At 75.8% G+C, this 14,629-nt stretch carries 11 protein-coding genes and 1 pseudogene; 5 read left to right on the top strand and 7 right to left on the bottom strand.

Annotated features, from left to right (window positions below):
- Window positions 1–40 precede the first annotated feature (40 nt).
- Window positions 41–1,219 carry an ROK family protein gene (locus AB0O19_RS32675; RefSeq protein ID WP_350884287.1) on the top strand — a complete coding sequence of 393 codons (1,179 nt, stop codon included), beginning with the start codon at window positions 41–43 and terminating at the stop codon, window positions 1,217–1,219.
- Window positions 1,220–1,360: 141 nt separating this feature from the next.
- Complete coding sequence (locus AB0O19_RS32680) at window positions 1,361–2,542, top strand: PLP-dependent cysteine synthase family protein (RefSeq protein WP_363624789.1); 1,182 nt, start codon at window positions 1,361–1,363, stop codon at window positions 2,540–2,542.
- Window positions 2,543–2,593: 51 nt separating this feature from the next.
- On the opposite strand, the gene AB0O19_RS32685 is transcribed toward AB0O19_RS32680, so the two are convergent.
- The 5 genes and pseudogenes from AB0O19_RS32685 to AB0O19_RS32705 form a co-directional block, all read right to left on the bottom strand.
- Complete coding sequence (locus tag AB0O19_RS32685) at window positions 2,594–5,047, bottom strand: right-handed parallel beta-helix repeat-containing protein (RefSeq protein WP_363624791.1); 2,454 nt, start codon at window positions 5,045–5,047, stop codon at window positions 2,594–2,596.
- 243 nt (window positions 5,048–5,290) lie between these two features.
- On the bottom strand, window positions 5,291–6,169 hold the full coding sequence (locus tag AB0O19_RS32690) for an MOSC N-terminal beta barrel domain-containing protein (RefSeq protein WP_363624793.1): 879 nt from the start codon (window positions 6,167–6,169) through the stop codon (window positions 5,291–5,293).
- Between the two features lie 718 nt (window positions 6,170–6,887).
- A pseudogene (locus AB0O19_RS32695) lies at window positions 6,888–7,160 on the bottom strand (DUF6643 family protein); the annotation flags it as partial.
- Between the two features lie 345 nt (window positions 7,161–7,505).
- Window positions 7,506–7,955: a large conductance mechanosensitive channel protein MscL gene (gene mscL / locus AB0O19_RS32700; RefSeq protein ID WP_363624795.1), complete on the bottom strand. Its 450-nt coding sequence runs from the start codon at window positions 7,953–7,955 to the stop codon at window positions 7,506–7,508.
- Window positions 7,956–8,161: 206 nt separating this feature from the next.
- Window positions 8,162–9,292, bottom strand: a complete 1,131-nt coding sequence (locus tag AB0O19_RS32705; protein ID WP_363586877.1) for a glycosyltransferase family 4 protein — start codon at window positions 9,290–9,292, stop codon at window positions 8,162–8,164.
- A 323-nt stretch (window positions 9,293–9,615) separates the two neighbouring features.
- Here AB0O19_RS32705 and AB0O19_RS32710 point away from each other — a divergent pair, with 323 nt between their 5' ends.
- Complete coding sequence (locus tag AB0O19_RS32710) at window positions 9,616–10,866, top strand: glycosyltransferase family 4 protein (RefSeq protein WP_363624797.1); 1,251 nt, start codon at window positions 9,616–9,618, stop codon at window positions 10,864–10,866.
- Between the two features lie 163 nt (window positions 10,867–11,029).
- Window positions 11,030–11,704: a thiol:disulfide interchange protein DsbA/DsbL gene (locus tag AB0O19_RS32715; RefSeq protein ID WP_363586875.1), complete on the top strand. Its 675-nt coding sequence runs from the start codon at window positions 11,030–11,032 to the stop codon at window positions 11,702–11,704.
- Window positions 11,705–11,758: 54 nt separating this feature from the next.
- Here the strand turns inward: AB0O19_RS32715 and AB0O19_RS32720 are convergent, their stop codons facing one another.
- Entirely contained in the window at window positions 11,759–12,505 is a 747-nt protein-coding gene (locus tag AB0O19_RS32720; RefSeq protein ID WP_363624799.1) for a class I SAM-dependent methyltransferase, read from the bottom strand.
- A gap of 57 nt (window positions 12,506–12,562) precedes the next feature.
- Window positions 12,563–13,711, bottom strand: coding sequence for a glycosyltransferase (locus tag AB0O19_RS32725; RefSeq protein ID WP_363624801.1), 1,149 nt, complete (start codon window positions 13,709–13,711; stop codon window positions 12,563–12,565).
- A gap of 57 nt (window positions 13,712–13,768) precedes the next feature.
- Between AB0O19_RS32725 and AB0O19_RS32730 the strand changes: the two genes are divergently transcribed.
- Window positions 13,769–14,554, top strand: a complete 786-nt coding sequence (locus tag AB0O19_RS32730) for an aspartate/glutamate racemase family protein (RefSeq protein WP_363586872.1) — start codon at window positions 13,769–13,771, stop codon at window positions 14,552–14,554.
- Window positions 14,555–14,629 lie beyond the last annotated feature (75 nt).

Genomic DNA, 14,629 nt, shown 5'->3' on the forward strand with positions numbered 1-14,629 from the left:
CGACGCCCACCGCCGCGCGGCCCCCGATCGCGGTCGGACGCTGCTCGGCCCCGCGCTCTCGCTCATCCACACCGGACAGACGCCCACCCGCTCGGCGCTCACCCGCGCGCTGGACGTCACCCGGGCCACCGCCGGGGCCGTCACGGCCGAACTGGAGGCGCTCGGGCTGATCACCGTCGACTCGCGCCCGGCCGGCGGCGGACGCGGACGCCCCTCGCACCGGCTGGCGATCGACCCGCAAGGCCCGGTCGTGGTCGCCGGGCAGATCCACGCCGACGGGCTGAGCGTCACCCTGGCCGGCCTCGGCGGGCTGCTCGACCCGCCCGTCCACCTGCCGCTGCCCGCCGCCACCGACCCGGTCCGGATGCTGCGCGCCGTCGCCGAGGCGGGCGCCGAACTCGCCCGCGCGACCAGCCGGCGCTGCCTCGCCGCCGCGCTCGCCCTGCCCAACCCGGTCACCGAACCCGACGGCGCCGCGCTCGCCGCCCTGCACTTCGCCTGGCCCAGCGGCACCCCGGTCGCCGACCTGTACGACGTCGAGGTGGGCCGTGCCGACCACGGCCCCGGCGCCCGTCGGCCGCTGCCCACCGCCCTCGCCAACGACGCCAACCTCGCCGCGCTCGCCGAGTACCGGCACGGTGCCGGGCGCGGCGCCCGGCACCTGCTCCTCGTCACCTCCGGCCATCGCGGCGTCGGCGGCGCGCTGGTGATCGACGGCCACCTGCACACCGGCAGCGCCGGGCTGGCCCTGGAGGTCGGCCACCTCACCGTCGACCCGCAGGGTCGGCTCTGCCCGTGCGGCAACCGGGGCTGCCTGAACTCCGAGACCGACCCCGACGCCCTGTTCGCCGCCGCCGGGCTCACCCCCGAACCGGGGCGCCCGCTGCTCGACCAGGCGCGCGAGCTGTGCCGGGCGGCCGCCACCGACGAACGCGCGCGGGCCGCCGTGGAACACGTCATCGACCGGCTCGGGCTCGGACTCGCGGGCGTCGCCAACATCCTCAACCCGGACCGGGTGGTCCTCAGCGGGCTCCACCTCGACCTGCTGGAGGCCGCGCCCGAGCGGCTGCGCGCGGTGGTCGCCGAGCGCAGCCTGTGGGGGCGCAGCGGACGGGTGCCGATCGTCGGCGCGGAGCTGGCGCACGGTGCACTCGCGGGTGCGGCGGAGCTGGGCTGGGGGCCGTACCTGGCGGACCCGCAGTCGGTGACGGCGGGCTGATTCCGGGGCCGGGCGTCGGGCTGGGGGCGACGGGTCGGACCAGGGCGATAAGCGGAAGCTGGGACTGCGAAAACGGTCACTTATCGTGATTCTCCTACACTCGTAGTGAGCAGTGGGGGGTCGTAACGAGGGAGAGTGGCCATGAGCACCCAACCCGGCGGGACCCAGTCCGGCGGAGCGGGCGGCATCGAGCCGACCGTCTGCGTCGAGCCGATTGCGGGCGTCGAGCCGACCGTCGACGTCGACCGGACCGACCCGCAGTACCGCGCCTGGCTCAAGGAGGCGGTGCGCAAGGTCCAGGCCGACGCCAACCGCTCCGCCGACACCCACCTGCTGCGCTTCCCGCTGCCGGGTGAGTGGGGGATCGACCTCTACCTCAAGGACGAGTCCACCCACCCGACCGGCTCGCTCAAGCACCGCCTGGCCCGCTCGCTCTTCCTCCACGGGCTCTGCAACGGCTGGATCCGCCCCGGAAAGCCGGTGATCGAGGCCTCCAGCGGCTCCACGGCCGTCTCGGAGGCGTACTTCGCGCAGCTCGTCGGGGTGCCGTTCATCGCGGTCATGGCCAAGAGCACCAGCCAGGCCAAGATCGACCTGATCGAGTTCCACGGCGGCGAGTGCCACCTGGTCGACCGCTCGGACGAGGTGTACGAGGCCTCCGCCCGGCTCGCCGAGAGCACCGGCGGGCACTACATGGACCAGTTCACCTACGCCGAGCGGGCCACCGACTGGCGCGGCAACAACAACATCGCCGAGTCGGTCTTCGCCCAGCTGCGCCTGGAGCCGCACCCCGAGCCGGCCTGGATCGTCGCCACCGCCGGGACGGGCGGCACCTCGGCGACCATCGCCCGGTACGTGCACTACATGCAGTACGACACCCGGATCTGCGTCGCCGACCCGGAGAACTCCTGTTTCTTCGACGGCTGGGTGCACCACGACCCGGACGCCGTCTGCGAGCGGGGCTCGCGGATCGAGGGCATCGGACGGCCCCGGATGGAGCCGAGCTTCGTCCCGGGGGCGATCGACCGGATGATGAAGGTGCCGGACGCCGCCTCCGTCGCCGCCGTGCGGGTGCTGGAGCAGGTGCTCGGGAAGAAGGCGGGGGCGTCCACCGGGACGGGACTGTGGAGCGCGCTGAAGATCGTCGCCGAGATGCGGGCGGCGGGGCGGCGGGGCAGCGTGGTCGGTCTGATCTGCGACCCGGGCGACCGCTACCTGGACAAGTACTACTCGGACGACTGGCTGGCCGACGAGCGGATCGACATCGCGCCGTACCGGGCCGTGCTGGAGTCCTTCCTCGCCGGCGGCGCCTGGGCGGGCTGACGCCGAGGTCGTCGCCCGCCCGCCCGACGCCACGGCGCCGAGTCCCCGGCGTCAGGGCAGCGGTGCGCCCGGCAGGTCGGCCGGGACGAGGAGTTGGAGCTCCTCCGTCGACGGGTCCGCGAGGTGGGCGACCCGCATCGCGTGCCGCTCGACCATGGTCTCGAAGACCTGCCGCGCGGTGCGCCCGTTGCCGAAGTTGGGGCCGCGCTCCAGCCGGGCGAAGTGGTCCAGCAGCACGCCCTCGGTCGCCTCGGCGAGCGCGTACTCGTGCTCGGCGCACTGGGCCCGGGCGATCTCCAGCAGCTCGTCCGCCGTGTAGTCGGGAAAGGTGATGGTGCGTGAGAAGCGGGACGAGACGCCGGGGTTGGCGGAGAGGAAGCGCTCCATCTCCAGGGTGTAGCCGGCCACGATGACGACCACTTCGTCCCGGTGGTCCTCCATCAGCTTGACCAGGGTGTCGATGGCCTCCCGCCCGAAGTCGCGCGCGCCGTCCTCGGGGGCGAGCGCGTACGCCTCGTCGATGAAGAGCACCCCGCCGCGCGCGCGGTCGAAGGCCGCGGCGGTGCGGATCGCGGTGGAGCCGATGTGCTCGCCGACCAGGTCGACCCGGGCCACCTCGACCAGGTGTCCGCGCTGGAGCACCCCGAGCGAGGCGAGGATCTCGCCGTAGAGCCGGGCGACGGTGGTCTTGCCGGTGCCGGGGGCGCCGGTGAACACCAGGTGCCGGCGCAGCGAGGGCGCCTTGAGCCCGGCCTGGCGGCGGCGCTTGCCGACGGAGATCAGGTCGATGAGCGTGCGCACCTCCTGCTTGACGGTGGCCAGCCCGACCAGTGCGTCCAGTTCGGCGAGCGCCTCGTCGGCGGGCCGGCAGTCCGGGATCGGGGCGATCGCCGAGGTGGCGGCAGCCGCGGCGGACGTCGCGACGGCGGTGCCGGCCACCCCGCCCACACCGGCCCTCCCGGCCAACGGGGCGGTGGCAGAGGCCAGTTGGGCGGTCCGCGGGCCCGGTACCTCGGCCGCGCCGGCCGCCGGTCCGACGTCGTCCGAGGTGCAGCCCTCGGCGACCGGCCCGGGCTCGGAGAACTCGAAGCCGGCCCGCTCGTTCTGTTCGGCCCGGCAGCGGGTCAGCTGGGTGCGGCAGCCGTCGATGATGTGGAAGCCGAAGCCCTTGCCGTGCGAGACCCGGCAGTCCTCGAAGGTGCCCCGCCCCTGCGCCGAGACGTATACGCCGGCGTCGGTGCTGGCCCGGACGGTGCAGTCGCGCAGCACCGGGTCGGCGCCCTTGGTGACGATCACCCCGGTGGCCACGTCGGAGATCTCGCAGCCGGTGAGCAGGCCGCCGCTGCCGTGGTCGCGGAACCACAGGCCGGTGCCGGCCTCCTGGACCCGGCAGCCGGTGAGGGTCACCGCCGCGCCGCCGCTGACCGATACCGCCGAGCTGCGGATCCGGCTGAAGGAGCAGTCCGCGGCGATCGCGGCGGAGTCCCGGTCGAGGACGAACAGCGCGTCCGGCAGGTCGTACAGCGAGCAGTCGGTGAGGGTGAGCCGGGCACCGTCGCTGACCCACAGCGCCGGGTACTCGCCGGTGGAGCCGTGGATCTGGCAGGACTCGGCGACGGCCTCGGTGCCCTGGTCCCAGACCGAGAGCGCCCCGCGCCCGAAGTCCCGGACGGTGCTGTGGTCGAGGCTGAGCCGGGAGCGGCCGCGCAGGTCGGCGCCGTTCTCCGGCAGGTCGTGCACCCGGCAGCCGGTGAGGACGAGTTCGGCCTCGCCGTCCAGGGTCAGCCCGTTGCCGGTGACCCGGTGGATCTCGCAGTCGACGAGCCGCCCGCGGGCCTGCGACTCGGCCTGGACGCCGCTGCCGCGGATCTCGTAGATCTCGCAGCCGGTCAGTTCGGCGGCGCTGCCAGGGTCGGAGAGCAGGACGCCGGCGCCGGCGGCGTGGTGGACCCGGCAGCGGTCGAGGGCGGCGGTGGCGCCGCCGAGGACGGCGAGTCCGGCCTGCCCGGCGGCGGCGACCTCGCAGTCCTCCAGGGCGGCGGCGGTGCCGGGGCCGCGCAGGCGCAGCCCGAGTCCGGCCGGGTTGGCCACGACGCAGCCGCGCAGGGTGGGCCGGGCGCCGTCGGTGATCTCGATGCCGGTGGCGGAGCGGGTCTCGATCCGGCAGCCGCTGAGCGCGGGCGCGGTCTGCGGCCCGGTGATCAGGACGGCCGGGGTGGAGCTGTCGCCGCCTTCGACGACGAGGTCGCGGACGGTGGCGTCGGCGGTGACGGTCAGCGCCACTCCGGACGGCGGGTCGATCCGGACGGTGCCCGGGCCCTGGGCCGGGACGATCGTCACGGCCTTGTCCAGCAGCACGTTCTCCCGGAACGTCCCCGGCCGGACGGTCACGGTGTCGCCCGGTTCGGCGGCCGCGAGGGCCTCCGCGAGGGTGTCGTACTCGCCTGCGCGGCGGCGCCAGCGGGATGCGCTGTCCTGGGTGACCCGGACCCTGTGCTCTGCCATGACGGTCTGTCGTCCCCACCTTCGTCGAGCCGGCGTTCAACGGGCCGTACGCGCGGGCCGCCCGCCCACCGTAGCGCGCCTCCACGGGTGGTCCGGTCGGCCGCGGTCGCGCGGGCACCGGGGGCTCGCGCCTTCGCCACAGGTTCCGACCACATGTTCAACGAGCGCGCACACCCGTGGTTCCGAGCCGGGGTGGCGCCGCGGGGGCGGCCGGGGGAGCCGGTGAACCGGCGCGCCGCCGGTTCACCCCCGCGCGTCGGCGGGCCACTGCGCCCCGTCCTCCAGCACCTCGACCCGGTCGCCGACGCGCAGCGTGCCGAGCACGTCGCCGGTGGTGCCGGCCGGCCGTTCCGGGATCAGGTTCTGCCCGAACGCGGCCTTCTTCAGCAGCCGGTGGTGCCGGGCCAGGGTGCGCAGCGGTTCGGGGCCGCGCCGCTCGCCGCTCTCCTGGTCGGTGGTGGTGATGACGCAGCGGCCGCAGGGCTTGACCACCTTGAAGGTGAGGTCGCCGATCCGGATCCGGCGCCAGCCGTCCTCGGCCCACGGCTCGGCGCCGCCCACCACGGCGTTGGGGCGGAAGCGCTCCATCGGCAGCGACTCGTGGCCGTCGGGGTGCTCGGCGGCGATCAGCTCGTTGAGCCGCTCCAGCGAGGCGGTGGTGGTGAGCAGCAGGGGGAAGCCGTCGGCCATCGAGACGGTGGTGCCGGGCTCGGCGTAGTCGGGGTCGGCCGGCCGGGCGTGCGGGTCGTCCAGGTGGACCAGGCGGTAGTCGCCGAGGTGTTCGGCGATCCACCGGTGCACCTCCTTGGCGGCCTCGGCGGCGCGGAAGCGGGTGCCCCAGACCTCGACCTCGGCGAGCGGGTCGCCGGCCGCGACGGCGGGCGCGGGGACCTCGATCCGGGAGCCGCCGGGGACGGTGAGGGAGAGCGCGCCGTCGGGCAGCAGGTCGGGCCTGATCTGGCCGAGGGCGGCGTTCTCGCGCTGGCTGACGAAGCGTCCGGTGGCGTCGGCGAGCATCCAGCGGCGGTCTCCGGCCAGGCCCCAGGGTTCGACGGCGGCGGTGTCCGGGCTCAGGCGGTACATGGACTTGACGGGGTAGACGTGGAGTCCGGTGAGCTGCATCCCCCCATCCTGCCAGCCGGTTCCCGGCGGTCCGCAGGAGCCCCGTACGCGCACGGACCGCCCGGGACGCCGTGGGGGGCGTTCCGGGCGGTCCGTGGATGACCCGTTTCTCCGTACGCCCGGCGCGGGGAGCGCGCCGGGTGGTGCTCAGGTGGTGCGGGTGCGGGCCGGGTGGGGTCCGGCCCTGGAGGTCAGTGGCTCAGTAGCCCTGGCCCTGCTGCTGGTAGCCGCCCTGCTGGCCCCCCGCGTTGTAGGCGTTGTTGCCGGGCTCGCCGTACGGGCCCGGGCGCTGCGGCTGCATCGGGCGGACCGGCGCCATGGCCGGGCGCAGTTGGGCGCCGCCGAAGCCCTGGTCGCCGCCCTGGCCCTGGAAGCCGGGGCCGGCCGGGCCGGGGCCGCCGAAGCTCTGCGGACCGGCCTGCGGCTGGCCGCCCGGCTGCCCGGGGCCGAACGCGCCCGGACCGCCGATCGGCTGCGCGCCGAAGGACTGCTGGCCGCCCTGGCCGCCGATGAAGGTGTTCTGGCCGCCGAAGCTCTGGCCGCCGGTCGGCTGGTAGCCGCCGCTGGCGGTCTGCGCGAAGGCCGGTGCGGCGGGCTGCGGCCGCTGGTACTGCTGGGGGGCGCCGTAGCCGGGGACGGGCGGCTGGGGCGCGGAGGCGTACGCCGGCGCCGGCTGCGCGGGGATGTACGCCGTGGCGGGACCGGCGGAGGGGCCGCTGCTCGGGCCGGGGCCCAGGGCGAGGCGGGCGGGCGGCAGCGCGGGGAGGTTGCTGCCGGCGCTCTCGTACCCGTTGCCGTACCGGTTCTCGTAGGACGGGCCGGCGCTGGCCCCGTAACCGGACGACATGGCCGGCGGCAGGGCCGCCGGCACGTTGATGGGTGCGATCTGGGGGACGCCGCGCTCAGCCACGAGGCTGTCGTAGATCGGCGTGCCGGAGGAGAAGGACGGAGAGGGGTAGCCGACTCCGTCGTAGGAGCGGGGCGAGGTCATGGGGCATACGGTAAGCCCACAACGCGCCTGCTGAGGAGAGCGGGAGGGGGAGCAGTTCGACTGTTTACACAGTCTTCGCTCGCACAAAGGTTTCGAAAGTAGGAAGAACGGACATACCGGCGTTCAGTTCCGGACAACCTTGGCGTGCCGTCAGTGATCGAACAGTACCCGGACGGCGGCGCGGCGAACCCTTGCGGTGACCGGGCGGTGGACGGTTCGGGGCCCGCCGGAGAAACTTTTGCGGACAGGGCGTGCGCCGGCGCATTCGAGCCCCCGCCGACGGTCCGACGAGGGCTCGTGAATGTTTCGGGAATAAAGTCCCCGTCAGCGGCCTCGGGCCCGTGGTCAGCTCGCCTGCAACGCCTGCGCCTGCGCCGGGAGGCCCGGCCGGCCCGAGACCTCCGAGGTGCAGAAGGAGCAGCGGGTCGCCGCGGCCGGAATCGGGCTCAGGCACTCCGGGCAGTCGATCTTCACGACCGGCGCCGGCTTGGCAGACTCGAAGCGCGCCTGCAGCTTGCCGACCGGCAGCACCACGGCGAAGTAGATCACCGCGGCGACCAGCACGAACCCGATCAGCGCGTTGACGAAGACCCCGTACGGGAACCGGGCGCCGGCCACCTCGAAGGTCTTCTGGGTGAAGTCGCCGACGGCGCCGGTGGCGACCCCGATGAGCGGGGTGAGGAAGGCGGTGACGAACCCGGTGACCACGGCGGTGAAGGCCGCGCCGATCACGATGCCGACTGCGAGGTCCACCACGTTGCCGCGCAGCAGGAAGCTGCGGAATCCCTTGAACACCGGGTGACTCCAAATCCGTACGGGGAAAGGGGAGATGAGGCAGCGTGACGGGCGCCCCGGCCGGACATCCTGCCGACCGGGCCGGGCCGAGGTCCAACCGCGTTCACCCGATCCGCGTAACGGGCCGCAGGACGCGCCGGCCGGTTCCGGGCGGAGCCCGGGCGCTCCGCGTACGGGTCGATCCGGCCGCCGCCGGGCCGGAGGGGTCAGAGCGGCCGCACCCGCAGCGCGCGCTCGTAGAACTCGACCATGTGCGCGGACACCTGGGACAGCGTGAACGAGGCCAGGAACCGCGCCCGCGCGGCCTTCGCCCGCACCCGCGCCGCCGCCCGGTCGTCCAGCGTGTCGACGACCGCCGCCGCCAGTTCGGCCGGCCGCTCCGGTGCCACCAGCCGGGCGTAGTCCTCCGAGCCGACCGTCTCGCGCAACGCCGGCACGTCCGCGCAGACCAGCGGCACCCCGACGCCCATCGCCTCGATCGCCGTGCCGCCCTGGCCCGCCCAGCGGGACGGCACGGCGAGCACGTCGGCAGCGGCCATCAGATCGGCCACGTCCTCGCGCGGCCCGAGCAGGCGGACGCTCCCGGCGGACTCGGCGAGCGCCCGCAGCCGTGCGCTCTCCGGGCCCGCCGCGCCGGCGAGCAGCAGGACGGCCCCCGGCTGCGCGCGCCGGACCGCCGGCCAGGCCGCCAACAGCACGTCCAGGCCCTTCCGGTGGTGCTGGCCGGCGGCGGCCAGCACCACCGGCACGTCCTGCGCCAGCTCCAGGGCACCGCGCACGGCGGCCCGCCGCTCCGGGGTGGCCGTGCCCAGCAGCTCCGGGTCGAGCCCGCGCGGCACCACGTCGATCCGCCGCCGGGGGATGCGCAGCCGCCGCGCCATCGTGCCGGCCACGTGCCGGGTGAGCGCGTGGAAGCGGCGGGCGCCCTGGGCGGTGGCCGCGTCCAGGGCCTGCGCGGTGCGCATCCGCCAGGGGCTCGCCCCGTGCGCCGCCGACTGCTCCGGTCCGTACGCCGGGTCGAGCAAGCTGGAAACCACCGGGGTGCGGGCGGCCAGGGCGGCGGCCCGGCCGAGCACGTCCGAGGCGTGGCGGGCGGTGTGGACGAGATCGGGCCGGCGTTCGCGGATCAGCCGGCGCAGCGCGGCGGCGGTGGCGGCCCCGGTCGGTCGGCCGACGCCGAACACGGCGGCGCCCGCCGCGGTCAGCTCCGGCTGCCAGCCGCCGGGGGAGTCGTAGAGGTAGGCGACGTCCAACGTGACGCCGGCGCGCACCAGTTGGGGAGCCATCGAGACCAGGGCGCGCTCCGCCCCGCCGGCCCGGTTCACGCTGTCGACCACCAGAAGCACCTGCACCGGCCACCCCCGCCCGCTGCGGGCGCGTCCGTTCTCCCGTGCCGGACGCCCCCTGACTGGTGATCAGCATCGCAGGTGGCCGTCAGGCCCGCCAGCCGTACGGCGGCCGGGGTCGGACGCCGGGGTGCGGCGAGGCGAGGCGGGGTGAGGCAGGGCGAGAGGGGGCGGAACAGGGCGTACGACGGGAGCAACCGGCGCACGGCCGCAGTCGACCAGCGCACATCAGGTGTATTCACGCGGGCGCACGGGCCACCACCAGGTTGCGCGAAGGGGCTGTACGGCGCGGGGCGCTGTGCCAAGGTCGGTCCATGCCCGACCATACGTCGGCCGACCCGGCCGGAACCCGTCCCCGCGTCCTGCACCTGATCAGTGATCCACGCCGCGGCGGCGCCCAGAACTTCGCCCGTGACCTCCACCGGGAACTGCGCCGCCGGGGCCAGGCCTCCGCGCTGTGCGCCCTCGCCCCGCACCCGGCCGCCGGGCCCGCCCTCCCCGGGCCCCGCGCCGCGGACCGCACCGGAGTTCGCGCCGGCGCCGGTCCGGGCGCCCGCCCCGACGGGCTCGACCGGCAGCCCGACCCGCACCCCGGCGCCTGCGTCGACGAGGAGGACTTACGCGCCGCCGTCCTCGGCTCCGGCCGCCTGCGCCCCGGCACCCTGCGGGCGCTGCGCGCGGCCGCCCGCGGCGCCGACGTGGTCCTCGCCCACGGCTCCGACACCCTGGCGGCCTGCGCCCTCGCCCTGGCCGGCACCCGCACCCCCTTCGTCTACGTCTCCGTCGGCCACCCCCGCTACTGGACGGCGAACCGGCTGCGCAGGGTGCGCGGCGGCGCGCTGATGCACCGCGCGGCCGCCGTCACCACGCTCACCGACGAGGCCCGCGCCGTCCTGGAGGGGCAGTTCCGGCTGCCCGACGGCAAGGTCCACGTGATCTCCAACTCCCGGGCTGCCGAGAGCTATCCGCCCGCCGACGGCCGGGCCGACCGGCGCGCCGCCCGGCGGGCGCTCGGCCTGCCCGCCGACGTCCTGCTGGTCGCCTGGATCGGCGCGATTGCCCCGGAGAAGCGGCTCGACCTCGCCCTCGACGTCCTGGACCGGCTGCCGGACGTCCGGCTGGCCATCGCCGGGGACGGCCCGCTGCGCGAGACGCTGGCCCGCCACCCGGCCGCCGCCCGCGCTCACTTCCTCGGCGCCCTGCCCGACCCGGCGCCGCTCTACCGGGCCGCCGACGCGCTGCTGCTCACCAGCGACAGCGAGGGCGTGCCCGGCGCGCTGATCGAGGCGGCGCTGGCCGGCGTGCCCGCCGTCGCCACCGACGTCGGGTGGGTGCGCGAGGTGGTCCGGGACGGTGCCACCGGCGCGCTCGTCGCCCCCGGGGACCCGCTCGCCCTCGCCGAGGCGCTGGCCAAGGTGCTGGCGTGCAACCGTGCGGGCCTCGGCGCGGCCGCCCGGGCGCACGCGTTGGAGCACTTCGAGCTCGGCGCCGTGGTGGACGCCTGGCAGGGGCTGGTCGCCGAGGTGTGGGCGGGGGGTGGCCCGGGGGTGCGCACCGGTCCGTGACAGACCCGCGGCGGCGGGCCGGGCGTCGGGCTGGGCCGGGCGTCGAGTCGCGCGCCGGGCCGGGCGCCGGGCCGGGCGCCGGGCTGGGCCGATCGGGCGAATCCGGGCCAGTGCGCCCGGCCGAACTCGACGGTAACGAACCGCCGCCAGCACACTGCCCGGTGTGAACTCGAAGTCGCTGCTGCGGTCCACCGTCCTGTTCGCCATCGCCGCCGGGATCGCCGTATCCCCCCTCCAGGCCGGCGCGGTGAGTCACCAACCCCCCTCCGAGGGATCCCAGTTCGTCAAGCTCGACCATCCGCAGCCGGTGCGCGAGAGCGTCCGCACGGAGGCGGCCGAGTTCTTCTGGTACGACTGCGTCCACTCCCAGCAGCTCGAACAGCCCTTGCAGGCCTGGGCCGAGAAGCACCGCGCGGACGTCGCCCTGCGGCGCGTCCCGGCGATCTGGCCGGGCAGCCCGGACGAGGGCGCCCAGCGCGGCCACGCGCGCCTGTACTACACGCTGGAGCGCCTGGGCCTGGTCGAGCGCCTGCAGAGCAGCGTCTTCCGCTCGGTGCACACCGACCAGACCGACCTCACCACCGAGGCCACCGCCACCGACTGGGCGGTGCGCCACGGCGTGGACGCGCAGCTCTTCCGCCGGACGTACCGCTCCGACGAGGTGGCGCGGTCGGTCGACGAGGCCGCCGTCGAGTTCGTCCGCTACGGCGTCAACGAGCTGCCGACGGTGGTCGTCCAGGGCGAGTACCGGACTTCGCCGAGCAAGGCCGGCGGCGTCGAGGCGATGCCCGAGGTGCTGGACTACCTGGTCCAGCAGGAGCAGTTGCGCGGGCACTGAGCCCGCCGCGGGCCGGGACCGAACAGCCCTCCGGCGGCCCGCCCCGCCGGGCGGTCAGTCCCGGCGCAGCAGGTACGTCACGAAGCCGAGCGTCCCCCGGTAGCCGTGCAGCCACTCCCGCCGGTGCCGGTCCGCGGCCTCCCGGGCGGCCGCCGCGTCGGGGTCCTCCGGGTGCTCCAGCGCCCACTCGGCCAGCGCGCCCGTCCACGCGAACTCGTAGTCGTCCCACTCCTGCCGGCTGCTCACGTACCCGGACACCGGCGTCCAACCGTCCGCCAGCACCCGGTCGGTGGTGGTCGCCAGGTCCGCGTAGTCGTCCCGGGCCGCGCCCAGCCCGTCCAGGGCCGCCCGGGACGGCTCCCGCTCCCAGAAGCCCTCGCCGACCAGCACCCGCCCGCCCGGGGCCAGGTGCTCGCGGGCCGCCGCCAGCGTCGGCAGCAGCCCGCCGAAGGCGTGGGTGGCACCCACGCACAGCACCAGGTCGAAGGGCTCGACCGAGCTGAACTGCCGTGCGTCCACGTGGTGCAGGCCGATCCGGCGCACCACGCCGAGCGCGGTCGCCGCCTCCCTGGCCCGGGTCAGCGCCGCCGCGTCCAGATCCACCCCCACCGCCCGCCAGCGCGGACGCGCCGCCAGCGCCCGGACCAGCCACGCCCCCTCGCCGCAGCCGAGGTCCAGCGCCCGGCCGTCCGCCGCCCCGGCGGTCGCGCGCTCCAGCAGCAGGGCCACCGACTCGTCCGTCAGCGGCGCCGCGATCGGGTGGTGGGCATGGGCGAGACGAGAGATCCTCTGACGGTCCATCCGAGCAGTATGGAGCCGACCGGACTGCCGCGCCCGCGAATTCGGGCCCCGGCACGCTCAGGCCCGTGAGTACGTCCGGCCCTTCCACGCCGCGCCCCGGCCCCGCCAGTGCTGCACCGCCGAGTCCACCGTCATCAGCAGGTACAGCCCCGCTGTGAAGGGCAGCAGCAGCACGGCCGGCGCCGGCTGCCGGTAGTACCGCACCATCGGCAGGTAGGTGCCCGCCATCAGCGCCCAGGCCGCCCCGCCCGCCACCGCCACCGCCGGCGCCCCCGCGACCAGCCCGGCCGCCACGGCCACCGGCGGCACCAGGTACACCAGCCCCAGCCCCAGCACCGTCCCGAGCAGCAGCAGCGGCGAATGCCGCAACTGGGCGTAGGCGCTGCGCGACACCATCCGCCACAACTGCTCCAGCCGCGGGTACGGCCGGACGCTGTCCACCGCCCCGGCCAGCCCCAGCCAGGTCCGCCCGCCCGAGGACTTCACCGCCCGCGCCAGCGACACGTCGTCGATCACCGCGCCCCGGATCGCGGCCACCCCGCCGGCCCGCTCCAGCGCCTCCCGCCGCACCAGCGAGCAGCCGCCCGCCGCGGCCGCCGTCCGCCCACCGGGCCGGTTGCTCCGGCGGAACGGGTACAGCTGCGCGAAGAAGTAGACGAAGGCCGGCACGATCAGCCGCTCCCAGCCGGTCTCCACCCGCAGCCGGGCCATCTGCGACACCAGGTCCAGCCCGTTGCTCTCCGCCGCGGCCACCAGCTCCGCCAGCGAGTCCGGCCCGTGCGCGATGTCCGCGTCCGTCAGCAGCAGGTACTCGACGTCCGGACCGGCCAGCTCCACCCCGTGCCGCAGGGCCCACAACTTGCCCGTCCACCCCGGGGGCAGCGGGGGAGGAGTCGTGACGGTCAGCTCCAGCCCGTCCATCGTCCGCAGCTCCGCCGCCACCGCGCCCGTGCCGTCCGAACTGTGGTCGTCCACCAGGATCACCCGGGCCCGCCCCGGGTACTTCTGCCCCAGCAGCGTCGGCAGGCTCACCGGCAGCACCTGCGCCTCGTCCCGGGCCGGCACCACCACCACCGCCCGCGGCCAGCGCACCGGCGGACGGCGCGGCGGAAGCCGTACGTCGGTGCGCCAGAACAGCCCGTGGCAGCACGCCAACCAGAGCCAGACCAGCAGGGAGAACGCGGCGATCCACAACAGGACGGTCACTCCCGCAGTTTGCCGCAGAACCGGCCGGATCGGGCGGATCGACTAAAGTCTTGCCCCGTGAAGATCGCACTGATGGACTCCGGAATCGGCCTGCTGGCCGCCGCCGCCGCCCTTCGGAAGCTGCGCCCGGACGTCGATCTGGTGCTCTCCTCCGACCCGGCCTCGATGCCCTGGGGGCCGCGCACCCCCGAGGAGGTCACCGACCTCGCCCGAGGCTGCTCGCTCGCCGCCGCGGAGCTCGAACCGGACGCGCTGGTCATCGCCTGCAACACCGCCTCCGTGCACGCGCTCGCCACCCTCCGGGCCGAACTCGAACCCGGGCTGCCCGTCGTCGGCACCGTCCCGGCGATCAAGCCCGCCGCCGCCCTCGGCGGCTCCGTCGCCATCTGGGCCACCCCGGCCACCACCGGCAGCGCGTACCAGCGCGGCCTGATCCGCGACTTCGGCGGCACCGCGGACGTGACCGAGGTCGCCTGCCCCGGCCTCGCCGACGCCATCGAACACGGCGACGACGCCGGCATCACCGACGCCATCGCCGACGCCGCCGCCCGCACCCCCGCCGGCACCGCGGCGATCGTCCTCGGCTGCACGCACTACGAACTGGTCGACGACCGCATCCGTGCCGCCGTCGCCCCCACCGCCTCCCCGGCGCTCACCCTGCACGGCTCCGCCGACGCCGTCGCCGCCCAGGCCCTGCGCCGCGTCACCGACCCCACCCGTACCGGCGCCGGCACCATCACGGTGCTCCACGCCGGCGCCCCCGCCGCCCTCCCCCCGGCCGCACTCCTCTACCCCCAGGGGCGCACCCTCGCCGCCCTGATGCGCAGCACGCTGCCGGCGTGACCGCCACCCTCACCGCCGGCGGGCCAAGTTTCGCCCGCCGGCGGTCAGCCCTTCAGCCCCGGGCGGAAGGCCACC

Source organism: Kitasatospora sp. NPDC091276 (assembly GCF_040684355.1).
GTDB lineage: Bacteria > Actinomycetota > Actinomycetes > Streptomycetales > Streptomycetaceae > Kitasatospora.